At 67.6% G+C, this 22,181-nt stretch carries 31 protein-coding genes; 14 read left to right on the forward strand and 17 right to left on the reverse strand.

Annotated features, from left to right (window positions below):
• Positions 1-11 precede the first annotated feature (11 nt).
• Together DBY63_RS08715 and DBY63_RS08720 are read right to left on the reverse strand one after the other, a co-directional pair.
• Positions 12-614, reverse strand: a complete 603-nt coding sequence (locus tag DBY63_RS08715) for a chorismate lyase (RefSeq protein WP_108582242.1) — start codon at positions 612-614, stop codon at positions 12-14.
• Positions 598-1,167 (reverse strand): DUF2780 domain-containing protein, encoded by a 570-nt coding sequence (locus DBY63_RS08720; RefSeq protein WP_027597285.1) that lies wholly within the window; start codon positions 1,165-1,167, stop codon positions 598-600. Before DBY63_RS08720 ends, DBY63_RS08715 begins: the two co-directional genes overlap by 17 nt.
• 127 nt (positions 1,168-1,294) lie before the next feature.
• Between DBY63_RS08720 and DBY63_RS08725 the strand changes: the two genes are divergently transcribed.
• On the forward strand, positions 1,295-2,524 hold the full coding sequence (locus tag DBY63_RS08725) for a spore maturation protein (protein ID WP_108582243.1): 1,230 nt from the start codon (positions 1,295-1,297) through the stop codon (positions 2,522-2,524).
• Here the strand turns inward: DBY63_RS08725 and DBY63_RS08730 are convergent.
• The gene (locus tag DBY63_RS08730) at positions 2,506-3,174 is read right to left on the reverse strand and encodes a hypothetical protein (protein ID WP_042135074.1); all 669 of its coding nucleotides are present in this window, start codon (positions 3,172-3,174) and stop codon (positions 2,506-2,508) included. The two genes, DBY63_RS08725 and DBY63_RS08730, sit on opposite strands and share 19 nt — an antisense overlap.
• Positions 3,175-3,321: 147 nt before the next feature.
• Here DBY63_RS08730 and DBY63_RS08735 point away from each other — a divergent pair, with 147 nt between their 5' ends.
• The gene (locus DBY63_RS08735; protein ID WP_027597286.1) at positions 3,322-3,552 is read left to right on the forward strand and encodes a DUF1161 domain-containing protein; all 231 of its coding nucleotides are present in this window, start codon (positions 3,322-3,324) and stop codon (positions 3,550-3,552) included.
• Between the two features lie 103 nt (positions 3,553-3,655).
• On the forward strand, positions 3,656-3,832 hold the full coding sequence (locus tag DBY63_RS24985) for a hypothetical protein (RefSeq protein ID WP_007160219.1): 177 nt from the start codon (positions 3,656-3,658) through the stop codon (positions 3,830-3,832).
• A 42-nt stretch (positions 3,833-3,874) separates the two neighbouring features.
• Here the strand turns inward: DBY63_RS24985 and DBY63_RS08740 are convergent, their stop codons facing one another.
• Positions 3,875-4,309 carry a hypothetical protein gene (locus tag DBY63_RS08740; RefSeq protein ID WP_027600560.1) on the reverse strand — a complete coding sequence of 145 codons (435 nt, stop codon included), beginning with the start codon at positions 4,307-4,309 and terminating at the stop codon, positions 3,875-3,877.
• A gap of 34 nt (positions 4,310-4,343) precedes the next feature.
• Entirely contained in the window at positions 4,344-4,766 is a 423-nt protein-coding gene (locus DBY63_RS08745; protein ID WP_007160221.1) for a hypothetical protein, read from the reverse strand.
• Here DBY63_RS08745 and DBY63_RS08750 point away from each other — a divergent pair.
• Positions 4,765-5,889: an aminopeptidase gene (locus tag DBY63_RS08750; RefSeq protein ID WP_108582244.1), complete on the forward strand. Its 1,125-nt coding sequence runs from the start codon at positions 4,765-4,767 to the stop codon at positions 5,887-5,889. The two genes, DBY63_RS08745 and DBY63_RS08750, sit on opposite strands and share 2 nt — an antisense overlap.
• On the opposite strand, the gene DBY63_RS08755 is transcribed toward DBY63_RS08750, so the two are convergent.
• A complete protein-coding gene (locus DBY63_RS08755; protein ID WP_108582245.1) occupies positions 5,886-7,232 on the reverse strand; it encodes an MFS transporter in 1,347 nt (448 codons plus the stop codon). The genes DBY63_RS08750 and DBY63_RS08755 overlap by 4 nt on opposite strands.
• Positions 7,229-8,023, reverse strand: a complete 795-nt coding sequence (locus DBY63_RS08760; RefSeq protein WP_108582268.1) for a siderophore-interacting protein — start codon at positions 8,021-8,023, stop codon at positions 7,229-7,231. The genes DBY63_RS08755 and DBY63_RS08760 overlap by 4 nt, the downstream gene beginning before the upstream one ends.
• Before the next feature lie 54 nt (positions 8,024-8,077).
• On the opposite strand from DBY63_RS08760, the gene DBY63_RS08765 reads away from it, so the two are divergent.
• The 3 genes from DBY63_RS08765 to DBY63_RS08775 all read left to right on the forward strand — a co-directional run bounded on the left by DBY63_RS08765 (position 8,078) and on the right by DBY63_RS08775 (position 9,229).
• Positions 8,078-8,494, forward strand: a complete 417-nt coding sequence (locus DBY63_RS08765; protein ID WP_044341206.1) for a MarR family transcriptional regulator — start codon at positions 8,078-8,080, stop codon at positions 8,492-8,494.
• A gap of 65 nt (positions 8,495-8,559) precedes the next feature.
• Positions 8,560-8,793 carry a hypothetical protein gene (locus DBY63_RS08770; RefSeq protein WP_044341205.1) on the forward strand — a complete coding sequence of 78 codons (234 nt, stop codon included), beginning with the start codon at positions 8,560-8,562 and terminating at the stop codon, positions 8,791-8,793.
• A 163-nt stretch (positions 8,794-8,956) separates the two neighbouring features.
• Positions 8,957-9,229 (forward strand): cupin, encoded by a 273-nt coding sequence (locus DBY63_RS08775; RefSeq protein ID WP_108582246.1) that lies wholly within the window; start codon positions 8,957-8,959, stop codon positions 9,227-9,229.
• Here DBY63_RS08775 and DBY63_RS25185 read toward each other — a convergent pair.
• A complete protein-coding gene (locus DBY63_RS25185) occupies positions 9,226-9,354 on the reverse strand; it encodes a hypothetical protein (RefSeq protein ID WP_256594365.1) in 129 nt (42 codons plus the stop codon). The two genes, DBY63_RS08775 and DBY63_RS25185, sit on opposite strands and share 4 nt — an antisense overlap.
• A 114-nt stretch (positions 9,355-9,468) precedes the next feature.
• A complete protein-coding gene (locus DBY63_RS08780) occupies positions 9,469-9,897 on the reverse strand; it encodes an OsmC family protein (RefSeq protein ID WP_007160229.1) in 429 nt (142 codons plus the stop codon).
• 118 nt (positions 9,898-10,015) lie between these two features.
• Between DBY63_RS08780 and DBY63_RS08785 the strand changes: the two genes are divergently transcribed.
• Positions 10,016-10,996: an aldo/keto reductase gene (locus tag DBY63_RS08785; RefSeq protein ID WP_058791826.1), complete on the forward strand. Its 981-nt coding sequence runs from the start codon at positions 10,016-10,018 to the stop codon at positions 10,994-10,996.
• A 262-nt stretch (positions 10,997-11,258) separates the two neighbouring features.
• Here the strand turns inward: DBY63_RS08785 and DBY63_RS08790 are convergent, their stop codons facing one another.
• Complete coding sequence (locus tag DBY63_RS08790; RefSeq protein ID WP_027597294.1) at positions 11,259-11,861, reverse strand: NAD(P)H-dependent oxidoreductase; 603 nt, start codon at positions 11,859-11,861, stop codon at positions 11,259-11,261.
• Positions 11,862-11,972: 111 nt separating this feature from the next.
• Between DBY63_RS08790 and DBY63_RS08795 the strand changes: the two genes are divergently transcribed.
• The 3 genes from DBY63_RS08795 (at position 11,973) to DBY63_RS08805 (ending at position 13,599) form a co-directional block, all read left to right on the forward strand.
• Positions 11,973-12,881 carry a LysR substrate-binding domain-containing protein gene (locus tag DBY63_RS08795; RefSeq protein WP_074583265.1) on the forward strand — a complete coding sequence of 303 codons (909 nt, stop codon included), beginning with the start codon at positions 11,973-11,975 and terminating at the stop codon, positions 12,879-12,881.
• Between the two features lie 133 nt (positions 12,882-13,014).
• Positions 13,015-13,263 (forward strand): type II toxin-antitoxin system Phd/YefM family antitoxin, encoded by a 249-nt coding sequence (locus DBY63_RS08800; RefSeq protein ID WP_027597296.1) that lies wholly within the window; start codon positions 13,015-13,017, stop codon positions 13,261-13,263.
• Entirely contained in the window at positions 13,264-13,599 is a 336-nt protein-coding gene (locus DBY63_RS08805; protein ID WP_108582247.1) for a type II toxin-antitoxin system RelE/ParE family toxin, read from the forward strand.
• On the opposite strand, the gene DBY63_RS08810 is transcribed toward DBY63_RS08805, so the two are convergent.
• The 3 genes from DBY63_RS08810 to DBY63_RS08820 all read right to left on the reverse strand — a co-directional run bounded on the left by DBY63_RS08810 (position 13,596) and on the right by DBY63_RS08820 (position 16,038).
• A complete protein-coding gene (locus DBY63_RS08810; RefSeq protein WP_108582248.1) occupies positions 13,596-14,180 on the reverse strand; it encodes a LysE family translocator in 585 nt (194 codons plus the stop codon). The genes DBY63_RS08805 and DBY63_RS08810 overlap by 4 nt on opposite strands.
• 47 nt (positions 14,181-14,227) lie before the next feature.
• Positions 14,228-15,067 carry an AraC family transcriptional regulator gene (locus tag DBY63_RS08815; RefSeq protein WP_027600567.1) on the reverse strand — a complete coding sequence of 280 codons (840 nt, stop codon included), beginning with the start codon at positions 15,065-15,067 and terminating at the stop codon, positions 14,228-14,230.
• 74 nt (positions 15,068-15,141) lie between these two features.
• Positions 15,142-16,038: a LysR family transcriptional regulator gene (locus DBY63_RS08820; protein ID WP_027600568.1), complete on the reverse strand. Its 897-nt coding sequence runs from the start codon at positions 16,036-16,038 to the stop codon at positions 15,142-15,144.
• A 105-nt stretch (positions 16,039-16,143) separates the two neighbouring features.
• Between DBY63_RS08820 and DBY63_RS08825 the strand changes: the two genes are divergently transcribed.
• The 3 genes from DBY63_RS08825 to DBY63_RS08835 all read left to right on the forward strand — a co-directional run bounded on the left by DBY63_RS08825 (position 16,144) and on the right by DBY63_RS08835 (position 19,005).
• The gene (locus tag DBY63_RS08825) at positions 16,144-17,229 is read left to right on the forward strand and encodes a tartrate dehydrogenase (RefSeq protein ID WP_108582249.1); all 1,086 of its coding nucleotides are present in this window, start codon (positions 16,144-16,146) and stop codon (positions 17,227-17,229) included.
• A 1-nt stretch (position 17,230) separates the two neighbouring features.
• The gene (locus DBY63_RS08830) at positions 17,231-18,109 is read left to right on the forward strand and encodes an alpha/beta hydrolase (RefSeq protein ID WP_108582250.1); all 879 of its coding nucleotides are present in this window, start codon (positions 17,231-17,233) and stop codon (positions 18,107-18,109) included.
• 104 nt (positions 18,110-18,213) lie between these two features.
• Positions 18,214-19,005 carry a phosphatase PAP2 family protein gene (locus tag DBY63_RS08835; protein WP_027597303.1) on the forward strand — a complete coding sequence of 264 codons (792 nt, stop codon included), beginning with the start codon at positions 18,214-18,216 and terminating at the stop codon, positions 19,003-19,005.
• A gap of 6 nt (positions 19,006-19,011) precedes the next feature.
• Here DBY63_RS08835 and DBY63_RS08840 read toward each other — a convergent pair whose 3' ends face one another.
• From DBY63_RS08840 to DBY63_RS08855, 4 genes are all read right to left on the reverse strand, one after another.
• A complete protein-coding gene (locus DBY63_RS08840; RefSeq protein ID WP_007160239.1) occupies positions 19,012-19,263 on the reverse strand; it encodes a hypothetical protein in 252 nt (83 codons plus the stop codon).
• A gap of 267 nt (positions 19,264-19,530) precedes the next feature.
• Positions 19,531-20,520: an alpha/beta hydrolase gene (locus DBY63_RS08845; RefSeq protein ID WP_256594366.1), complete on the reverse strand. Its 990-nt coding sequence runs from the start codon at positions 20,518-20,520 to the stop codon at positions 19,531-19,533.
• Complete coding sequence (locus tag DBY63_RS08850) at positions 20,517-21,671, reverse strand: gamma-butyrobetaine dioxygenase (protein WP_108582251.1); 1,155 nt, start codon at positions 21,669-21,671, stop codon at positions 20,517-20,519. The genes DBY63_RS08845 and DBY63_RS08850 overlap by 4 nt, the downstream gene beginning before the upstream one ends.
• A 36-nt stretch (positions 21,672-21,707) precedes the next feature.
• Positions 21,708-22,178, reverse strand: coding sequence for a thioesterase family protein (locus DBY63_RS08855; RefSeq protein WP_074583248.1), 471 nt, complete (start codon positions 22,176-22,178; stop codon positions 21,708-21,710).
• Positions 22,179-22,181 lie beyond the last annotated feature (3 nt).

Below are 22,181 nucleotides of genomic sequence, written 5' to 3' on the forward strand. Positions count from 1 at the left end.
GGGCCCGGCGATTATAGGGGCCCTGGGATTTCGCCGCTGCCGTCGTGATGAGTCGACCCGCCCTCGCGCCGCGCGTGCGGCCAGAAGGCCGGCAGGAAGACCTCGCCCACCAGGATCGCCAGGGGACCGCGCCGGAACACCGAGCGCCGGGCCCAGCAGGGCGTGGTGGCCGCCCCTGCGGGCAGCCAGGCCAGCGGATAGCGACAGGCCTCGAGTGGTCCGCGGACAAAGGCCGGCGCCTGGAACAGCCAGTGGCCGAGGGGGCGCTCGCCCAGCGCCGCCAGGTCGAAATCCGCCGCTTCCAGGGCCTCGCGCGCCGCCACGCTGCGGGCGAAGACCCAGGCCTCGCCAGCACCGCGCAGCCAGACCTCGCGCACCCAGCCAGGGCTGGCCGGCGGCACCTCCAGCGCCTGGCACTCGTCCGGCCGCAGCGCTTGCCAGCCTTCGGCGATCACCTCGACGGCGAAGCGCCCGCCACTGAGGGCGGTCAGGCGTTCGGTGAGGGAGCCGCGGTCGGCATAGAGCCAGCCGCACGGCGCCTCGGCATGATCCGACTCCGCGCCGGTCGCCGCCTGGGTCAGCCAGCGCGGGGCGCCGTCAGAGGCCCCAGACATTGCCCAGGGTGCTCAGCAGGGAGGGCTGGGTACCTTGCTTGCCGAGATAGCCAAGGATCACCTGGGCGAACTGGCTGGTCATGCCGCTGTTCATGCCCAGGGCGTTGAAGGTCTTGTCGACGTCCTGGCGGCTGTCGACATTGCCCAGCAGGCTGCCCAGCGGACTCTGCTTGGCGTCCTGACCACCACCGCCGAGCAGACTGCCCAGGCCGCCCAGTTGCGCCAGGCCGCCGGTGGCATTGGCGCCGGCCAGCTGGTCCAGTCCCGGCACGGCCTTGGCCAGCTGGCGGTAGTCGTTGCCCACCAGCTGATTCTTGGCCAGGCCGAGCAGGGCGCCGGTGCCGCCCACCGCCTGTTGCGGGGTGACGTTGAGCTGGCTGGTCAGCGCCTGCAGCAGGCCCTGGGCCTGGGGCGTGGCCGCCGCGGCGGCGGTGGCCTTGGCGTTGTTGTTGCCGTTGGCGCTGTTGTAGGCGTTGACGGCGTCATTGAGGTTGAAGGCGAACACCGGGCTGGCGGCGAGCACCAGTGGCAGGGCGAGAACGGACAGACGCATGGGCGGACTCCAGCGGATTGCGTGAAAGGTCAGAGGATAACCCGGCGGCGATGACCACAGACTGAACGGCGTCCCTGCAGGGAGCGGACGCTGCGGTTATCATCGCCGTTTTGCCGGGAGAACCGCGATGCTCAACGGGTTGTGGCTGGGCTTCTTCATCGTTGCCGGGATCAGCGCCTTCGGCCAATGGCTGGTCGCCGGCAATGCCGGGGTCTTCGCCGCCATGGTGGAGAGTCTGTTCGCCATGGCCAAGCTGTCGGTGGAGGTCATGGTGCTCCTGTTCGGCACCCTGACCCTCTGGCTCGGCATCCTGCGCATCGCCGAAAAGGCCGGGCTGGTGGACGCCCTGGCGCGGCTGCTCGGACCGCTGTTCGCCCGGCTGATGCCCGAGGTGCCGCGCGGTCATCCGGCGCTGGGGCTGATCACCCTCAACTTCGCCGCCAACGGCCTGGGCCTGGACAACGCCGCCACGCCCATCGGTCTCAAGGCCATGCGCGCCCTGCAGGAGCTCAATCCCAGCAGCACCACGGCGAGCAATGCGCAGATCCTCTTCCTGGTGCTCAACGCCTCTTCGCTGACGCTGCTGCCGGTGACGGTGTTCATGTACCGCGCCCAGCAGGGTGCCACCGATCCGACCCTGGTGTTCCTGCCGATCCTGCTAGCCCACACCTGCGCCAATCTGGTGGGGCTGTTCTCGGTGGCCTTCATGCAGCGGCTGAAGTTGTGGGATCCGGTGGTGCTGGCCTGGATCGGCGGCGGCGCCCTGGCCTTCGGCGCCTTCGTCGCCTTTCTCTTCACCCTGACCGCCACCGCGCTGGCCGGATTGTCCTCGCTGCTCGGCAACCTGACGCTGTTCGGCATCATCCTGGCGTTCATGATCCTTGGCGCCCTGCGCAAGGTGCCGGTCTACGAAGCCTTCGTCGAAGGCGCCAAGGAAGGCTTCGACGTCGCCAAGTCGCTGTTGCCCTATCTGGTCGCCATGCTCTGCGCGGTGGGGGTGCTGCGGGCTTCCGGCGCCCTGGAGGCCGTTCTCGAAGGCATCCGCCATGCGGTGACCTTCCTTGGCTGGGACACCCGCTTCGTCGAGGCGCTGCCCACCGCCCTGGTCAAGCCCTTCTCCGGCAGCGCCGCCCGCGCCCTGCTGATCGAGGCCATGCAGACCCACGGCGTGGACAGCTTTCCGGCGCTGGTGGCGGCGACCATCCAGGGCAGTACCGAGACCACCTTCTATGTGCTGGCGGTGTACTTCGGCGCGGTGGGCATCCAGCGCGCCCGCCATGCGGTGGGTTGCGCCCTGCTGGCGGAATTCACCGGGGTCACGGCCTCGATCCTGATCTGCTACTGGTTCTTTGGCTGAGGCTTGGGCTCCAGCTCGACCATCCACTCGTCCTGCACCATGCGCCGCTGACGGCGCGTGGTCAGCTGCTGGGTCTGCCAGTCCTCGGCGATCAGCGCGCAGTAGTGGCCGTCGTGCTGGCCGAGGCGGAAGCGCCGGCGCACCCCGATGGGGTCGTGATCCGAGCCATAGAAGGCCACCGCGCGGATCTCCAGGCCCTCGAACACCCAGCCCTCGGGCGGCCGGTGGTCTTCCAGGGTCAGGCCGTTGTACTCGGCGGCGCGGCGAATCAGGCCCTGGAAGGTGCCGATGTGGGTGAAGTCGCCGGTGTTGAGCGGTCCCTGGTGGGTGGCCTGGCCCAGCACCAGATCGGGATCGACGTCATCCTGGCCGCTCTCGCGGATGTCGGTGACATCCGTGTAGAGCGTCTCGCGATTGGTCTTGAGGATCACCGTGAGCTGGTTGATGAACACCGGCTCGGCGCTCATGTTGGACAGCAGGCAGAGGGCGCCCACGCCCTTGCCGGCGCCGCGGTTGATGATCAGCCGCGGCTGGCGCTGGCGCTTGTAGTTGTTGAGCAGGAGCTGCGCATAGAGCACCCAGACGCCCAGGGTGCAGCACTGGGCGAAGAGCGTGAGGACCTGGGAATTGTCTTTCAACCACTGGAACATGGGAGCACTTCGCTGAACGGAATGACCATCGGAAATACCGTTCGGGTTCCAGGTTCCACCGCTTCGCTGGCCAAAGGGCCGCGCTGAGAACATCGCCACAGCGCGGGCGTCCAAGCCTGAGAGGTCATCACGCCAAGGAAAACCGCCATGCTGCGTCTATCGCTCCTCTGCTGCACCACCCTGCTGAGCACCGCCGTGCTGGCCGAACCCCTGTCCTGCGATCAGCTCAAGGCCGACATCGAGGTCAAGATCCAGTCGGCCGGGGTGACCGCCTATACCCTCGAGGCCGTCCCCAATGCCGAGGTGCGCGATCCCAACATGGTGGTGGGCAGCTGCGCCAACGGCACCTACAAGATCCTCTATCAACGCAACGACTGATCCTCGGACCGGGAGACAGACCGTTCATCCGCTGGATGCTTGTACAGTTCCGCTTGGCTTAGTACTGTTTGCGCATACAGTATTTAGCCAAGAGGGTAATGCCATGTCGCCGTTCGCCCGGATTCGCCAAGCTCTGTCCCTTGCCCAGCCCGCGCCGCGCTGGATGGAACGCGAGGATTTCCTGCGCATGAGTCGCCAGCTGCGCGAGCAGAAGGGCCGCCCGCTGACGGTCCGCACCCAGGATCGCAGCCAGGACGACTGGCTCAGCGTGCCTGCCTAGTAGCCCTTCACCCGACCGTGCCGGCCGCTCTGCCAGCCGTGGTCAGAAGGGCGAGCAGATGCCGCGCTCGGAGCTCATCAGTTCGCGCGGGCCGTCGTAGAGGGTGATCTGGCCCTGGCCAAAGGTGTTCTCGGCCTCCAGGCGATAGCGCCGACCGGCCTGGAAGTCCGGATAGTCCAGTTCCAGATAGCACTGGATCTGCAGCGGTTCGCGCCAGCCGAAGCGCGAACCGAAGCCACCGCCGCCATAGAGTTCGTAGCGATAGCTCACCTTGAGGCTGTGGCTGCCGGGGGTGAGCTGGAAGTAGCGGCCGTCGTCGAGACGCTTGCCGTCCTGGGCCTCGGCCAGCAGCGAGGCGCCCACCGCGGGTTCGCGCAGCACCAGATCGACCCACGCCTGGTGGGGATCCTTGGGGGGTAGCGGCGTGGTGCAGCCACCGAGCAGGAGCAGCAGGGGGACCAGCAGGCGCAGGCGCATGGACGGCGACTCGCGACAGGGAGATCAGCCGAGTCTACACGTCGCCGCAACGACTGGCAGTGCTACGCGCCACTTCCTGGTTGCGCTCGTCATAGAGGCGCGCCCAGGGCCGCCAGCCGGTCTGGCCGGCTTCCAGGCGATAGCGCTCGCCCGCGGCGAAGGCCTTGTAGTTGAGGGTCACCAGGCAGGTGCGCGCCAGCGGATCGGCCACCTGGGCGCCGATGTTGGTGGGCTGCACCTCGAACTGGTAGCGTACCTGCAGATCGTGGCTCCCCGGCCAGACCTGGAAGTAGCGCCTGTCTTCGAGATCCTTGCGGTCGGCGCGCAGGGCTTCCAGCTTGGCCTTGCCGTCGCTGTCCAGATCGATCCAGGCCTGCGCCGGATCCGGCTTGGGCAACGGCCACAGGGAACAACCACCTAGGAACAGCACAGGCAACAGCAGGCACAGTCTACGCATGACGGCTACAACTCCGGGCAGGGAAGGGCGCGCCACCCAGCCAGGCACCCTGCCTGCGCAACGCACGAGCCGTTGGCTGGCGCTGCTGTCCCTCGCGATCGGACTGAGCGGTTGTACCTCGGTCGGGTACTACGGTCAGATGGTACAGGGCCAATGGGCGCTGATCCGTGATCGCGAGCCCATTGCGACGGTCGTCGCAGATCCCGCGCGACCCGCCGTCCTGCGCGAACGCCTGGCTGCCGCGGCGGCGGCCCGCCGCTTCGCCAGTGCCGAGCTGGCCTTGCCCGACAACGCCAGCTATCGCAGTTTCGTTGAACTCAAGCGGCCCTTCGTGCTGTGGAACGTCTTCGCCACCGCCGAATTCTCCACCCGGCCCACCACCCACTGCTTTCCCATCGCCGGTTGCGTGGCCTATCGCGGCTACTACCAGGAAGCCCGGGCGCGGGCCGAGGCGCAGCGGCTGCAGGCCGAGGGCCAGGACACCTATGTCGGTGGCGTGCCGGCCTATTCGACGCTGGGCTGGTTCAGCGATCCCCTGCTCAGCAGCATGCTGCGCTGGGACGACGACCAGGTGGCGGCGACGATCTTCCACGAACTGGCGCACCAGCGCTTCTATCTGCCCGGCGATACCGCCTTCAACGAGTCCTATGCCACCTTCGTCGAGGGCGAAGGCCTGCGGCAATGGCGCGCCAGTCGCGGTCTACCCCCGCCGGACGCGGGGCGCGAAGACCGCTATCAGCAATTCCGCGCCCTGCTGCTGACCACCCGCGCCGACCTCGCCCGGCTCTATGCCCAGCCATTGACGGCCGAGGCCAAGCGCGCGGCCAAGGCCCGCCGCTTCGCACAGTTGCGCAGCGATTACCAGCGGCTGCGCGCCACCCCGGCCTGGCGGGACGACCGCCGCTTCGATGGCTGGATGCAGCAGCCGCTCAACAATGCGCGGCTGGTGCCCTATGGCCTGTACGAACAGTGGGTGCCGGCCTTTGCCGCCCTCTATCGACAGCACCCGGGCAACTGGCCGGCCTTCTTTCATCGGGTCCGGCTGCTGGGCGAGCGCCCGGCGGCCGAGCGCGAGCAGGCGCTCAGGGCGCTGCTCGGGCCGGAGACAGGCCCCCAGTCCTAGCGCGGTGCCCGCCAGTTGGACCAGGCGGCGACCAGACCCAGAGCAGCCGCCAGAGCCAGTCCCAGCCGCGGGGCCAGGCTGCCATCCAGATGCAGCAGCAGCGCCAGGGCCGCGGCGCCCAGGGCCATGCCGGTCTGCCGCGCCGTGGCCTGGACACCGCCGGTGGCGCCGTTGCGACCGGCCGGGGCGGCGGTCAGCATGATCCTGTTGTTGGGCACCTGGAAGAAGCCGAAGCCGATGCCGCCCACGATCAGGCAGGGAATCAGCAGGGCGGTCGAGCGCTCCAGCGGCATGATCGCCGCCGCGGCCAGCCCCAGGGCGATGCCCAGGCCGCCGAGCATGCACAGCCGCTGCGGCGGGTGGCGGTCGGCCAGGCGCCCGGCCACCTGCGCCGAGACGGCTACGGTGAGCGGCCAGGCCAGCATCAGCAGGGCCACCTGCAAGGGCACCAGTCCGAGCTGGTGCTGCAGATAGAAGGGCAGGGCGAGAAAGCAGAGCATCTGCGCGGCAAAGGAGCAGACCGAGGCCAGCACCGAATGGCGCATGGCCGGCAGCCCCAGCAGATCGACCGGCAACAGCGGCGCCGGCAGACCGCGCTCGCGGCGCACCAGCAGCACCAGGCTGGCGGCGGCCAGCAGCAGCAGACCCACGCCCTGCACCGGCGCGGCGCCGAGGCGCCCCAGACCGCCGATGCCGGCGCAGAACAGCAGGGCGTTGAGCAGCACGCTGAGCGGGTCGAGGCGGCGCTGCGCGCGGGGGCTGTTGGGCAGGTTGTGCACCAGCAGCGCGATCAGCACCGCCACGGGCACATTGACGGCGAACAGCCAGGGCCAGCCACCCAGGGCCAGGATGGCGGCGCCCAGGCTGGGTGCGGCAGCCGACCCCAGAGCCACGCAGAGGGCATTGATGGCGATGCCACGCCCGAGGCGGTCGCGCGGATAGGAGAGGCGGACGATACCGGCGCTGACGCACATGATGGCGGCGGCGCCCACCCCCTGTAGCGCCCGCGCAGCCACCAGGCTGGCGAGATCCGGCGCCAGGGCGCAGCCCAGGGAGGCCAGGCCGAAGATCCCGACCCCGGCGGCGAAGACCGGTCGCAGACCGTGACGCTCGGCCACCGCGGCCAGGGGAAACAGCAGGGCCACCAGACTCAGCTGATAGGCGCTGACGATCCAGACCGCCGCCGCCGCCGAGACGTCCAGGGCCTCGGCGATGCTGGGCAGCGCCAAATTGGCGATGCCGCTGTCCAGCACCGTCATGCTGATGGCCAGCAGCAGGGCGGCCACGGCGCGATAGCGGCGGGGCAGGGGCAGGCCGTCGGTGACGGCGGTGGCGGTGCTCAATCCTCGACCTTCACGTGCTGGTCGCTCTCGCCGAGCTTCCAGTAGCCGGCCGCCTTGACCCAGTCCCGTGGCAGTCCCTTGGCCAACAGCGCCTGACGCGCGGCGCGGGCTTGGGTGGCCTCGCCGGCGATCCAGGCATAGCCTTCACCGGGCGGCAGCTCCAGCTGCTCCAGGGCCTGCACCAGGGCCTCGGCCGCGGTCTCGCGATAGACCCAGCGGATCTCGGCGGCCGCGGCCGTCGGCAGGGCGATCTCCAGGCCCGGACGGGCCACTTCGGCAACGACTACTACCCGGACGCCGGCTGCCAGCTGCTCCAGGCGGCGAGCGATGGCGGGTAGGGCGGTCTCGTCGCCGGCCAGCAGGTACCAGTCGAAATCCTCGGGCGGCACCAGGGCGCCCTTGGGTCCACCAATGATCAGCTCGGCACCCGGCTGCGCCTGGCGCGCCCAGGTGGTCAGCACCCCGGCTTCATGCAGGTAGAAGTCGATGGCCAGTTCGCCACGGGCGGCATCGTAGAGGCGCGGCGTGTAGTGGCGGCCCACCAGCTGTTCGGGGCTGGCGGCGCGAATCGGGGTGGTGTCGGCGGGGACGAAGAGCTTCACGTGCTCGTCGAAGGCCGCGCTCTGGAAATCGGCCAGGTCGCTGCCGCCAAAGGTCAGGCGCAGCAGGTCGCCACCGAGTTCTTCGCGGCGGACGACGGTTGCCCAGCGGCGCTTGAGGTCGAAGCGCACGCGCTGGAAAAGGTGAGGGGCACTGGCATCGCCCTCGCGGCTGTGAAAAGATGTCGCCATTGCGGAGGTACCATTCATTGAGGTTCCTCACTATATTCGAGGTAAGCAGCTTTCATGTCAACCGCCGCCGCCATTGCCGAAGCCTTGATGGATCTGAAACGGCAGATGCGCCAACAACTGGATGAGACCCTCAAGGCCTCCGGACTTTCCTTTGCCCGCTACAAGGTGCTCAAGGTGCTGGAACGCCTGGGCCCCTGTCGTCCGGGCGAGGTCGCCGAACAGCTGCGCCATGCGCCGCGCACCCTGACCGATGCCTTCGATGCCCTGGAGCGCGACGGCTTGGTCCGGCGCGAGCCCCATCCTCAGGATCGCCGGGCGCTGCTGGTCCATCTCACCGAGCAGGGCCGCCAGGCGCTGGACCAGGCCCAGGTGCCGCGCACCCAGGCCCTGGAAGCGGTCTTCGCGCCGCTGGACGCCAGCGAGCAGGCGCAGTTGCTGGCCTATCTGGAACGGGTGCGGATCCGCAATTGAGCGGCGGGCGAACTCCGCAGCGGTCGTCGCGCTCGAAAGAAGGACCCTACCTAGGAGAGCCCTTCATGAGCGACCAGCGTTCCGATGCCCATCTGGGCAAGACCCCACCCAACGAACCCGCGCTCGACGAAGCCGGACGGCCGGTGGACGTGGTGAAAAAGGACATGGAACAATCGGAATCGACGCCGACCGATGGCATCGACAAGGTCATCACGCCCACCGATATCAAGACCAAGGAGCAGGAAGCCGAGGAGATCAGGCGCAAGACCGCCGAGGTCGAACGCAAGCTGGAACGCTGATGCTCCACGTGGAACCTCGGGCCAGCCGGGGCTGCCACGCGCCAGCGGCCCTGGCCGGTCATAGTCCGTACCAGGGCCCGTCATAGCGATTTTGAACGGGTCAAAAGCAGGTGGGCGCTTTAGCCTGGACGCGGATCATCTCCCTTCAGCGTCAGGAGCACTCTTGGACCCGATCACCTTCATCGAGCAACTCGCCCGCGAGGGCTTCCAGCCGCCGGTACTGGTCGAGCGCGAGGCCTTGGGCCGCCTGGACTCCCATGCTCATCCCTTCGAAGCCAAGGCGCTGGTCGTCCAGGGCGACTTGCACATCCGCACGGCCACGGGCGAGCGCCACTATGGCGTTGGCGAGGTCTTCCACCTGGCCGCCCAGCAGCCGCATTCGGAGCGCTTCGGTGCCGAGGGCGTGCGCTATCTGGCAGGTCGGCGCCTGGCCTAGCCTTCGCTGTCGTTCTTCTCGATGTCCTTGCGCTGGCGATTGAGGATCACGCAGCCGTAGATGCCGCCGCTCAGCAGCAACACGGCGAGGATGGAAAAGAGGGTCATGAAGAGGGAGTCGTTCATCGTGCTCTCCGAAAGCGTGGTCGGAGCAGTCTAGCGATTCGGCCTGTCGCTGCGAACGGCCTTTATGACGCGGTGTTGCCGATGCCAGGCGGCACCGGCAGGCACCTCAAACCCTTAGCCTTCGAGCGTGGCGTTCAGGTTGATCTTGGCGCCCTTGAGCACCTTGGACACCGGGCAGCCTTCCTTCGCCTGGTTGGCGATGGTGGTGAACTGCTCCTGGGTGGCACCGGGGATCTTGGCCTTCATGGTCAGATCGATGGTGGTGATCTCGAAGCCGTCGCCGACCTTGTCCAGGGTCACGTCGGCCTTGGTCTCGATGCGCTCGGGGGTCAGACCGTTCTGGCCCAGCAGCATGGAAAAGGCCATGGAGAAGCAACCGGCATGGGCCGCGCCGATCAGTTCCTCGGGATTGGTACCCGGGGTGTCTTCGAAACGGGTGTTGAAGCCGTAGGCATTGTCCTTGAGCGCGCCGCTCTCGGTGGAGATATGGCCCTTGCCATCCTTCAGACCGCCTTGCCAGACCGCGGAAGCATATTTCTTCATGGAGCGTCTCCGGTTGTGGATGAGAATTCATCTAGAACCAGACGGCAGCCGGTAAGTTCGTTGCAGTCGATCCGGGACCCACGTGGTCAACCCTTTTCGACCATCCCTGGAGGCCCCCATGAACTATCGCAATCTAGGCCGCACCGGTCTGAAGATCTCGCCCCTCTGCCTCGGCTGCATGACCTATGGCGTCCCCGAGCGCGGCAATCACCCCTGGACCCTGCCGGAAGACCAGAGCCAGCCGTTGCTGAAGAAGGCGCTGGATCTCGGCATCAACTTCTTCGACACCGCCAACAGCTACTCCGACGGCACCAGCGAAGAGATCGTCGGCCGCTTTCTCAAGGCCAACGCCGTGCGCGAGGAGATCGTGCTGGCGACCAAGGTGTACTTCCCGCTGCGCGACAAGCCCAATGTCGGCGGCCTGTCGCGCAAGGCGATCTTCGCCGCCATCGACGCCAGCCTGCAGCGGCTGGGCACCGACTATGTCGACCTCTACCAGATCCACCGCTGGGACTATCACACCCCCATCGAGGAGACCCTCGAAGCCTTGCATGACGTGGTCAAGGCGGGCAAGGCGCTGCACATCGGTGCGAGCAGCATGTACGCCTGGCAATTCGCCAAGGCGCTGCATACCGCCGAACGCCACGGCTGGACGCGTTTCGCTACCATGCAGAACCATGTGAATCTGCTCAATCGCGAAGAGGAGCGGGAGATGCTGCCGCTGTGCCGCGACGCCGGCATTGGCGTGATCCCCTGGAGTCCGCTGGCCCGCGGCCGCCTGACCCGCGACTGGGACGCCAGCACCGCGCGCACCGAAAGCGATGCCTTCGGCAAGACGCTCTATACCGCCAGTGAGGAATCCGATCGGCAGATCGTCGCCGCCGTGGCGCGCATCGCCGAAGCCCGTGGCGTACCTCGTGCCCAGGTGGCCCTGGCCTGGCTGCTGCAGAAGCCAGGGATCGACGCACCCATCGTCGGGGCGTCCAAGCCGCAGCATCTGGAGGATGCGGTGGCGGCGCTGGAGCTGCGCCTGAGCGAAGAAGAGATCGGTGCCCTGGAAGCGCCCTATGTGCCGCATCCGGTGGTGGGGTTCAGCTGAGGCGGGGGCTTGCCCTCACCCCGGCCCTCTCCCGGAGGGAGAGAGGGAAGAGCGGGATGGCGCGAGGAATGAGTTCCGGCGCTCAGGCCGTCACGAAGCTTGATCTCTGGGCTCTAGCTCCCCTCTCCCTCAAGGAGAGGGGCCGGGGGTGGGGGCCCCTTCACTCCGACCTCGACTTTTCAGACTGCCCCTGCCCACGCGCGAGGAGTCGCGAGCTCCCCTCTCCCCGAGGGAGAGGGGCCGTGGGTGAGGGCGTTCGGACTCAGGCGAACTGCTCGGCGATCTGGCGTTCGGCGCTGGCCAGGGCCGCGCTCTTGGCTTCGTCGCCATAGGCCAGGCCTTCGGCATACACGGTCTGAACATCGGTGATGCCGAGAAAGCTCAAAACCAGCTTCAGATAGTCCGCATGGGCCAGTCCAGTCGGCTTGCCGGCATGGATGCCGCCCGCGGTGGCGACGATGATCGCCTTCTTGCCTTCACAGAGACCCACCGGACCGGCTTCGCTGTAGCGGAAGGTGGTGCCGGCCACGGTGATGCGGTCGATCCAGGCCTTGAGCTGGGTCGGGATGGTGAAGTTGTACATGGGCGCGCCCAGTACCAGGACATCGGCGGCGAGGAATTCCTGCAGGGCGCGGGCGTTGCGCTCGGCTTCGTCGCGCTGTTCGGCGCTGCGCTGCTCGGCCGGGGTAGCGCCGGCGGTCAGGCTGGCGGCGGAGAAGTCGCCCAGGGCATCGTGGGCGAGGTCATGGTAGCTGACCTCCAGTCCGGGCGTAGCGGCCTTGAGGGCGGCGACTACCTTGGCGGTCAGGGCACGGGAGGCGGAATGATCACCGAGGATGCTGGAATCGATGTGCAAGAGTTTCATGTGCGGTAGTCCTGTAGGGTTCGACGCGATGAGCCCAGACTACCGATAAGACGATCGGCTGATTAGTCGCCTAGAATGCGATGCTTCGTCCCATGGATAGGACAATCGTCCATGCAAGACCTCAATGATCTCGCCTACTTCGCCAAGGTGGTGGAAGCCGGTGGCTTCGCCGCCGCCGGGCGGCTGCTGGGCATTCCCAAGTCGCGGCTGTCCCGGCGCATCGCCGAGCTGGAGACGCGCCTGGGCGCGCGGCTGCTGCAGCGCACCACCCGTACCCTGACCCTGACCACCCTTGGCGAGCGCTACCTGGTGCACTGCCAGGCGCTGCTGCGCGAGGCGGAGAGCGCCGCCGAGACGGCGGCCAGCCTGTCCAGCGAACCGCGCGGCCCGCTGCGCGTGTCTTGCCCGGTGGCCCTGGCGCAGCAGTACCTGCCGGAGGTGGTGACGCAGTTCCTCGCGCGTTATCCCCAGGTGCAGCTGGACATGCTGCTGGTCAATCGGCGGGTGGACATCATCAACGAAGGGGTGGACGTCGCCCTGCGCGTGCGGGACCTCGCCGACGAGGAGCCGGGGCTGGTGGTGCGGCGGTTGCGTCAGGCCGCGGTGGTGCTGGTGGCGACTCCCGAATTGCTCGCCGGCCGGTCCCTGGATACACCGGAAGCCCTGCTGGGCCTGCCGCTGCTCGGCGCGCTCGAAGTGGATCGCAAGGTGCATCTGCGTCTGGTGGGCCCCCAGGGCGAACGGCGCGAACTGGTCCTGGAGGCCCGGTTGGGCATCGACGACTTCGGTGTCCGCAAGACCGCCGCCCTGGCCGGTCTCGGCTACACGGTGCTGCCGCTGATCTACTGCCAGGCCGAGCTGGCCGAAGGCCGCCTGCAGCGCCTGTTGCCGGACTGGTCCATCCCCGGTGGCCATCTGCAGGCCGCCTACGCCCACCGTCGCGGCCAACTGCCGGCCGTGCGAGCCTGGCTGGAGCATCTGGAGGCCAGTCTCCAGACGCACGACGGGGCGCCGGTCTAGCTTAGGACTGTCCAGTCCTTATTCGGTCTGTATTTGGTTCTCTGGTGTGCCACTGGTAGTCTGATGGGCGATCTATTACTGCCTGGGTCATCTCCGTCGGGAAACCCAGGCATTCGGCCCCAGAGGACATCCGATGAAAACCGAAACCATCAGCTACTTGAAGCGCCATGCGGCCAATCTGGATCTCGACGAGCCCATGATCGTTACTCAGAACGGGGTACCGGCCTATGTCGTCGAGTCCTATGCGGAGCGCCAGCGCCGCGACGAGGCCATTGCCCTGGTCAAGTTGCTGGCCATGAGCTCGCGTGAGGATGACGAGGGACAGCATCAAACCGCTGCGCAGATCAAGGATCGCCTGGCTGGGCGTTTCTCAGGAGCGTGAATGAGCGTGACGCTACGGTTTACCGAGTGCGCCACCCTGAGTCTGGAAGATCAGATCCATCATCTGGCCGATCACACCAGCCAGCAGAAGGCGCTCGCCAGGGTTATCGGGCTGATCGAAGCCGTCGAGAGCCAGCTGCCAGCAGCGCCCATGGCTTTTCCCGTCAGCCGCCAGGCCAGTGAATTGGGCGTACTGCATTACCGTGAATTCAGTCATGACGGTTTCCGGGTCTTCTACGAGATCAAGGCTGCGGAACAGGCGGTGGTCGTGCTGCTGGTACTCAGGCAGAAGCAGAGCGTGGAAAAGGCGCTGATCCGCTACTGCCTGTTGCGCTAGACCACCGTCGCCCAGGCCGAGGCGAGCAGCAGCGCCGCCATCCCCAGGTTGAAGCCGCGCCAGGCGCGGGTCGATTTCAGACCATGCGCCGCGACCCGGCCGAGCAGGGCCCAGAGGCCCAGGCAGGGTACGGACACCAGCAGGAACACCAGGGCCAGCACCAGCACCTGGTGCCAGAGATCGGCACTGGGTTCGGCATAGACGGTCACCACCGCCAGCGCCATGCTCCAGCTCTTGGGGTTGAGCACCTGCAATCCGGCTGTGCCGCCGAAACCGAGGCGGGCACTGTCGTCCGCCACCGCGGGCGCCCCGGCGCGGGCCAGTTGCCAGGCCAGCCAGCTCAGCCAGAGCACCCCGGCCCAGGCCAGGGCGCGCTGCCAGTCGGGGTGTTGCGCCAGGGTCTGGCCGAGTCCGAAACCCACCACCAGCACCAGGACCACCGCGCCCAGGCTGCCGCCCAGCACCAGCGGCAGGCTGGCTCGGGCGCCATGGCGCGCGCTGTGGCCGAGGATGAGCACATTGGTCGGCCCCGGGGTGATGGAGGCGACCAGGGCGAACAGCAGAAAGGGCAGCAGGGACATGGGGGACTCCCGAGAGGACTGAGCCACCAGGGTCGCAAGCCTTGCCGCTAGCGGTCTGGAAGATTCGAGCAGCGCGCGCGATAGGCCGCCGGGGTCAGGCCATAGGCGCGGCGGAACCAGCGCCCCAGGTGACTCTGGTCGGCGAAGCCCAGGGCGGCCGCGGTCTCCGCCGGCGACAGACCATCGGCCAGCAGGCGGCGTGCACGCGACAGGCGCAGCTGTACCAGATAGGCATGGGGCGCCAGGCCGAAGGCGGCCTTGAAGGCGCGGGTCAGGCGGAATCTGTCCACCCCGGCGGCCCTGGCCAGCTCCTCAAGGCCGATGTCTTCATGGTGATGGGCATGCAGGAAGTCGCGAGCGCGCAGGGCCACCTGGGGCAGCCGCGGATCGCCGGCCTGGGGCGCGCGCCATTGCAGTTGCGGCAGGAGGCGCAGTAGCAGGGCGTCCAGCGCGCTCTGGCGGACGATGCGCAATTCCGGACGACTCAGGACCTCATGGGCCCAGGCCACGGCGCGATGCAGCTCGGCCTGCGCCACCAGGGTCCGGGCAAAGCCGGGTTCGCCCAGGGGTCGGCCGTCGCCATGCAAGCCCTGCAGCTCGCGCGCCAGCCACTGCGGATCGAGATAGAGCATGGAATAGGTGAAGCCCTCGGCTTCCGGCGCCTGGCCGTCGTGCAGTTCGCCGGGCTCCAGCAGAAAGACCTGGCCGGGGGTGCTCAGGTGGCGCTGGCCGCGGCAGTGGAATTGCTGCAGGCCCTGCTCGGTGTAGCCCACCAGATAGGCGTCGTGCCAGTGCGGGTCATAGGCATGGCCCTCGAAATGGGCGCGCAGGGTCTCGATGCCGGTCTCGGCGTCCTGCTGCAGCTGGATCCAGTGATCGTCGGCCATGGCGAGAGAAGGGGGCTTTCGGGCCTTTCAGTCTAGTTACTGACCTGATGTCGGTCTGGAAGATTCGTGCAGCCCTAGCGTCCCAACCGCGCGGGCAGCTCCCGTGCCAGGTGGCGGATCAGTTCCGACAGTCGGCGCGGCACGTGGCGCTGCTGGCGGTGCACCGCATAGATGGCCGCCGCCGATGCCTCGTGATCGGTCAGCAGCGGCACCAGGGCGCCGCTGGCGATCAGCTCGGCCACGTCCCATTCCGATCTCAGGATCAGCCCGTGGCCCTCCAGCGCCAGGCGCACCACCACCTCGCCATCGTTGCTGCTCAGGCTGCCGCGGACCTTCTGGGCGAAATGCTGGCCGCCCTTGGTGAAGCGCCAGACGGCGTAGTCGCCGGCGTCCTGGCGCAGCACCAGGCAGTTGTGGTGCGCCAGGTCGGCCACGCTTTCCGGCACGCCGGCCCGGGCCAGGTAGCTGGGGGCGGCGCAGAGCAGGCGGCGGTTGTCCAGCAGGCGATGGGCGATGACCCGGGCGTCCGGCGGCTCGCCGACGCGGATGTCCAGGTCGAAGGGGCCGTCCAGCAGATTCACCGGATGACTGGAAAGGTGCAGGTTGAGCTCCAGCTCGGGATGACGGCGGGCGAAGTCCGACAGCAACGGCGCCAGGTGGCGGCGGCCAAAGCCAAAGGTGGCGTTGAGATTGAGCGTGCCACTCAGGGGCGCATCGGGTCGGCCAACCGCGGCCTCAAGATCCTCCAGCTGAGTCAGCAGCGGACGGGCGCCTTCCAGATAGCGCAGGCCTTCCGGGGTCAGGTCCAGGCGTCGCGTGGTGCGGCGGATCAGCTGCACGCCCAGCCGGCGCTCCAGGGCGGTGAGTCTCTTGCTGACGGCCGCCAGCGACAGGCCCAGTTCCCGGGCGGCGGCGGTCAGGCTGGGGTGGCCAGCCAGGCGGACAAAGAAGGCGAGGTCATCGGCGGACAAGATTCTTGATCCCAGGTTAAGAATGGCTTTCCCTGTGGCGGGATTGTACGCCCCTGGCGCAGGACTACACTGGGTCCATCTCACCCAGACTGCCGGAGAACGTCCATGCAAGCGTCCAAGCCCCACAAGATCGCGGTCATCGCCGGAGACGGCATCGGCAAGGAAGTCATGCCCGAAGGCATCCGCGTGCTGGACGCCGCCGCCCGCCGCTTCGGCCTCTCGCTGCAGTGGGACCACTTCGACTTCGCCAGCGCCGAGTACTACCAGGCCCATGGCAAGATGCTGCCGGACGACTGGTTCGAGACGCTCAAGGACTACGACGCCCTCTATTTTGGCGCCGTCGGCTGGCCGGACGTGGTGCCCGACCACATCTCCCTCTGGGGCTCGCTGCTGCAATTTCGCCGCCGCTTCGACCAGTACGTCAACCTGCGGCCCTGCCGGCTGATGCCCGGGGTCAAGGCGCCCCTGGCCAATCGTCAGCCGGGCGACATCGACTTCTATGTGGTGCGCGAGAACACCGAAGGGGAGTATTCCAGCGTCGGCGGCATCATGTTCGAGGGCACCGAACGCGAGGTGGTGATCCAGGAAACGGTGATGACCCGTCACGGCACCGACCGCATCCTCAAGTTCGCCTTCGACCTGGCCCAGCAGCGGCCGCGCAAGAAGCTGACCTCGGCCACCAAATCCAACGGCATCGCCATCACCATGCCCTGGTGGGACAGGCGCGTGGAAGAGATGGGCAAGGCCTATCCGGAGGTGGCGGTGGACAAGTTCCACATCGACATCCTCACCGCCAACTTCGTCCTGCACCCGGACTGGTTCGACGTGGTGGTGGCCAGCAACCTGTTCGGCGACATCCTCTCCGACCTGGGTCCGGCCTGCACCGGCACCATCGGCATCGCGCCCTCGGCCAACATCAATCCGGAACGCACCTTCCCCAGCCTGTTCGAGCCGGTGCACGGCTCGGCGCCGGACATCGCCGGGCGGGGTATCGCCAATCCCATCGGCCAGATCTGGTGCGGCGCCATGATGCTGGAGCACCTCGGCCATGCCGAAGCCGGCGCTGCCGTGGTGGCGGCCATCGAGGCGGTGCTGCGCCAGGGTCCCGAGCAGGCGCCCCTGACCCGCGACCTGGGCGGCCAGGGCACCACCGAAAGCCTGGGGCAGGCCATCGCCGCGGCCCTGGCCTGAGATGGACGGCCTCTTCGCGGGATTCGAACAGCGGCGGCTGAGCGTCAACGGCGTCGAGCTCAATTGCCGCGTCGGCGGCCAGGGCCCGGCGCTGCTGCTGCTCCACGGTCATCCCCAAACACTGGTCATGTGGCACAAGGTAGCGCCGCGGCTGGCCGAGCGTTTCACCCTGGTGGCCGCCGATCTGCGCGGCTATGGCGACAGCGCTAAGCCGGAGGCGGGTGCCGAGGCGTACAGCAAGCGCACCCTGGCGCGGGACAACGTCGAGCTGATGCGCCTGCTGGGCCATGAGCGCTTCGCCGTGCTGGCCCACGACCGCGGCGCCCGGGTCGCTCATCGCCTGGCGCTGGATCATCCCGCGGCGGTGGAGCGACTGCTGCTGCTGGATATCGCGCCGACCCTGGCCATGTATCGGCAGACCGACGAGGCCTTCGCCCGCGCCTACTGGCACTGGTTCTTTCTGATCCGCCCGGCGCCGCTGCCGGAGCGGTTGATCGAAGCCGATCCGGAAGGCTATCTCAAGGGCGTGATGGGTACCCGCAGCGCTGGCCTGGCGCCCTTTCCGCCGGAGGTGCTGGCCGAATACCTGCGCTGCCTGAGCCTGCCCGGCACTGCCCGTGGTATCTGCGAGGACTATCGCGCCAGCGCCGGGATCGACCTGGCGCATGACCAGGCCGATCTGGATGCCGGGCGCCGGCTGGAATTGCCGTTACGCATACTCTGGGGTGCGGAAGGCACCGTGGGGCGCTGCTTCGATCCCCTCGCCGAATGGCGCCAGGTGGCCACCCAGGTCAGCGGCCGCGCCTTGCCGGGCGGGCATTACCTGGCGGAAGAGCTACCGGATCTGGTGGTAGAGGAGGCCCTGGCCTTCTTTGGTTGACGCGGTGACTGCAAAGGAGTGTTGCATCATCTGGCTGTAACAAAGTGTGACGTTATCGAGGTCGAGCGGGTCTATTCGTGAAATTTTCGTGAAAAGAGACCTTGATGAACGCTCCACTCTTCGCTTCCACCTGGCAGTGGCGCCGCCTGGCGCTGTGCCAGGGACTGGCTCTGGGCCTGTTGCTGCTCTGGCTGATTCCGGGTGTGCGCAGCCAGCTGCTGGCCTTCGACGCCGGGTTGTTCCATGCCCTCAACGCGCCCCTGGCCCAGTCCACCGCCTGGCTCTACCTCTGGACCTTCTTCAGCCTGAGACCGGTGGATGCCCTCGTTGGCCTGGTGCTGCTGGCGCTCCTGGTCCGTGGCGGCTGGGCCTATCCGGCCCGGCAGGTGCGCCCGGCGCTGGCGGCCTTCATCGGCCTGCTGGTGATCCTGCTGATCGTGCGAACGCTGTTGACCAAGGGCATCGAAGCCTGGGGTTTGCAGCATTCCAGTCCGTCCGATGTGCTCTCGGGCGCCTATCTGCTCAGCGATCGCTTTCCCGGACTGGAGCACGGCTGGGAATTGAAGGACAGATCCGGCGCCAGCTTTCCCGGCGACCATGCCTCGGTGCTGCTGCTCTGGGCGCTGTTCATGGCGCATTTCACCCGCGGCGGACGCCGGTTGATGGTGGCCGCGCTGGCCGTGCTGTTCATGCTGCCGCGCCTGGTGGCCGGCGCCCACTGGGGCTCGGATGACTATATCGGCGGTCTGGCGCTAGCCCTGGCCGTCATCAGCCTGGGCCTGCATACGCCGCTGGCGGCCATCTTCGCCCGCCAGGGTGAGCGCCTGCTGACGCCGCCGTTGCGGAGTCTGGGCCGGTTGCCGCTGCTGGGTCGGCTGAGTCTGCTGCGGCCCTAGCGCCTGCTAGCCGCGCGGCTGGGCCAGGGCTGGCAGCAATTGCTGGTCGATGGCCTGGCGCACCGCCGGCAGCAGCGCCGCGCTGCCGGACAGCAATTCCTGGATCAGTTGCCGCAAGGCCTGGGCGCGCTCCTGGTTGAGTCCCGTCACCGCCTGGCGGCAGGCCTCGTCCGCGGTGGCCGCGGGCGTCACGTTGAAACCCAGCGCACGCAGGCGGTCGCGGAAGTCGTCCTGGTCGATCAAGTCGGCGATCATCATGGTGCTGCCCTCTCCGGTGGAATGCCTGGATTCTCCCATCGGCGTCGCAGACGGCAAGCCGGGCTGGCGTCGCCGCATAGCCGGATGTCGTTTTTGGAAAGCACCGCGCCCGCCAGCCAGGCAATGTAGGTTTATTACGACGTCATGCCCGGACAATCTGCCGCAGGGTCAAGAGCGACGTTCGCGGTTAGAATGGCGCCTATCAACGACATTTTCCGGTTGTTCGCCACCAGAGCCGAGCAACCCCCGGTTACACACTGAGGCCCATCAGGGCGTTTGAACCTCTTCCGTCTCCAGCGGTTGAGGTTTTTTTTTGTCTTTTGCCAGGTCAGCAGGGGGCAGGGCGCCCAGTTCGCCCGCGAGAAAGCGCTCCAGGGCCTCGCGCAGCGCCTCGGCCCGCCGACCCTGGGCGCGCAGGGCGCCGTGCAGCAGACCGGCGCCTTGCCACAGGCGACCGGGCGTTCCGCCGGCACGCAGGGCGGCGATATAGGCGCGGCCATGGTCGGCCAGGGGATCGCGCCGGGCCACGGCGACAAAGGCCGGCGCCAGTCCACTGCAATCGCTAGCCTCCAGGGGCAGGGCGAGAGACTCCCGGCGCTGCGCCTGGCGAGGCAGATAGACCTCCAGACACGCCCGCCAGTCGGCCGCGCTCAGCAACGGCGCCGCGGCCTGCCGGCGTTCGCTGGGCAGCACCCGCGCGGTCAGCGCCGGATAGATTAGCGCCTGGGCCCGGGGCTGGGCACGCCCCTGCTGCCGCAGCGCCAGGCACAGGGCGGCGGCAAGATTGCCGCCAGCACTGTCACCGGCCACCGCCAGCCGGGTCGGGTCCAGCCCCAGGGTCGAGGCTTCCCGCTGCAACCAGTCCCAGGCCTGGCGGGCATCGTCCAGGGCGGCGGGATAGGGATGCTCCGGCGCCAGGCGATAGTCCACCAGCAGCACCGCCAGCCCCAGGCGCCGCGCCAGGCGCGCGGCGAGAAAGCCGTGGGAATCCAGGTCACCGAGCATCCAGCCGCCGCCATGCAGATAGAGCAGGGCGGGACGGTCAGCGGTGGGCTCCCGCGGCGCCACCAACCGCAATGGCACGTCGCCGGCGCGGTGATCGCTGACCGCCAGGCCCTGATAGTCCGCCGGTGCCAGGGCGGCGCAGAGGCGCGTATAGGCCTGGCGTTGGGCCTGGATATCCGGGTCGGCCGTGGCGAAGGCCTGGCTGGCCGCGACGAAGGCGGCCATGTCCGCCGACAGCGGTGGCTGGCTCATCGTTGCAGCACGCGAATCCGGGAGTGCAATTCGTCTCTGTCGACATAGCAGCCCTGGAAGTGACGTGCGCCGCTGGCAGGGTCGAATTCATCCCTGGCATGCAGGGCGCGTCTGTTGTCGAAACACCACAGCTGACCCGCTTCGAGTCGCTGTCGATAGCGGAAGCGATCGTCCCGCGTCAGGGCGATGAAGCGACGGTAGGCGCGGTAGAGCAGCGGCATGGTGGCGGGCGGGGTACTGAAGGGGCCACGCAGGAAATTCGCCATGCGGATTTCCGTCACCTCCTGGTTTTCGTCTAGGGCAATGATGGGCGCCTGGTAGCGATAGTCAGAAGACCTGCCCCGATTGCGGAATTCGATGGGCAGGCTGGTGAGGATCTCGAAGGACTGCGGGTCTTCTTCCCTGAGCACTTCCGCCAGTTTGAAACCATCGACGAAGGTGCTGCTGCCGCCGCGTGCGTCGTTGACCAGGCAGTGCAGGAATTGCAGACCGGGTTGCAACTCGCGGGTCGGCAGATCGGTATGCAGCGGGAGGTTGAAGGCGGTATAGGCGTTGCTGTCCGCATCGACCTTGGACTGGACATCGAAGAGCGTGCCGAAATTGCTTTCCCGGATGAAGGAGATGCGTTTCGCCACGGGGACGAGCGCGCCGCTTTCGGTAGGCACGCCGTGGATCAGGGACAGGCCGGTATCTCTCACTGCCAGCAGCCAGGCCAGCAGCGCGGCGTCGTCGGCCATTACGTCGGTGTAATGGAAGGCTGGAACAGCCAGGCTGCTGCCCCAGAGCCTTTTCTTCGGCTTCAGCCGTTCCCGTTCAGCGAGGGATTCCTCGTCATAGGCGTGGGCGCGCAACCAACCCGCGTCGTAGGTACTGGCATGCCCGTCTTGCCAGAGGATGTCCAGATTGCCGTCATCCGTGAGGGTCACCCGGGCGGCCTGAATGTCTTCGGGAATATCCAGGATCTCGACGACCTGCTCGCGGGTAACGGAATAGACACAGCGCGAGCAGGGACAGTTGTCCCTGAGCCAGAGCAGATGGTAAGGACTGGTTCGGCCATCCAGCCAGTGAACGGTGACATGAGTATCGTCGCCTCGGGCACTGCCTATCGGGCTGATGACTTTATAGGTACTGAAGTCGGCGATGGCGCTCATGTCAGGGTGACTCCGCTGGATCCTTGGGGTCGTTGGTCATTTTCTCGCGGGCGGCAGGCCGATGACCCGCCCAACGTGCTCCGGCCAGGGCGCGTCCCGCTGCGCCGCCAGCCGGGTCGCCAGCCAGTCGTGTACCGCGGGGGCGAAGGGCGCCGATTTAGGACCCGCTAGGTCCACGTGCAGCAGCAACTGCTCGGAGGCCGCCAGCAGCTCGGCCTCGTCTTCGCGATACAGCCCGAAGTGCAGGTGCAGGCGCTTGGCATCCAGCGCCAGGAATCTCGCCCGCACCTCCAGTTGGGCGTCCGCCTTCACCTCATGGAGGAAGTTGAGATGGCACTCCAGGGTGAATAGCGAGTGCCCGCTGGCGGCGCGGCCGGCGGCGTCCAGGCCCATGGCGTCCATCAGGGCGTCGGTGGCGTGGCTGAAGATCAGCAGGTAGTAGGCGTCGCGCAGATGGCCGTTGTAGTCGACCCACTCGGGGGCGACGGTGGTGCTGTGGATCAGCATGAC

Source organism: Pseudomonas sp. RIT411 (genome assembly GCF_003057735.2).
In the GTDB taxonomy this organism is placed as follows: domain Bacteria; phylum Pseudomonadota; class Gammaproteobacteria; order Pseudomonadales; family Pseudomonadaceae; genus Chryseomonas; species Chryseomonas oryzihabitans.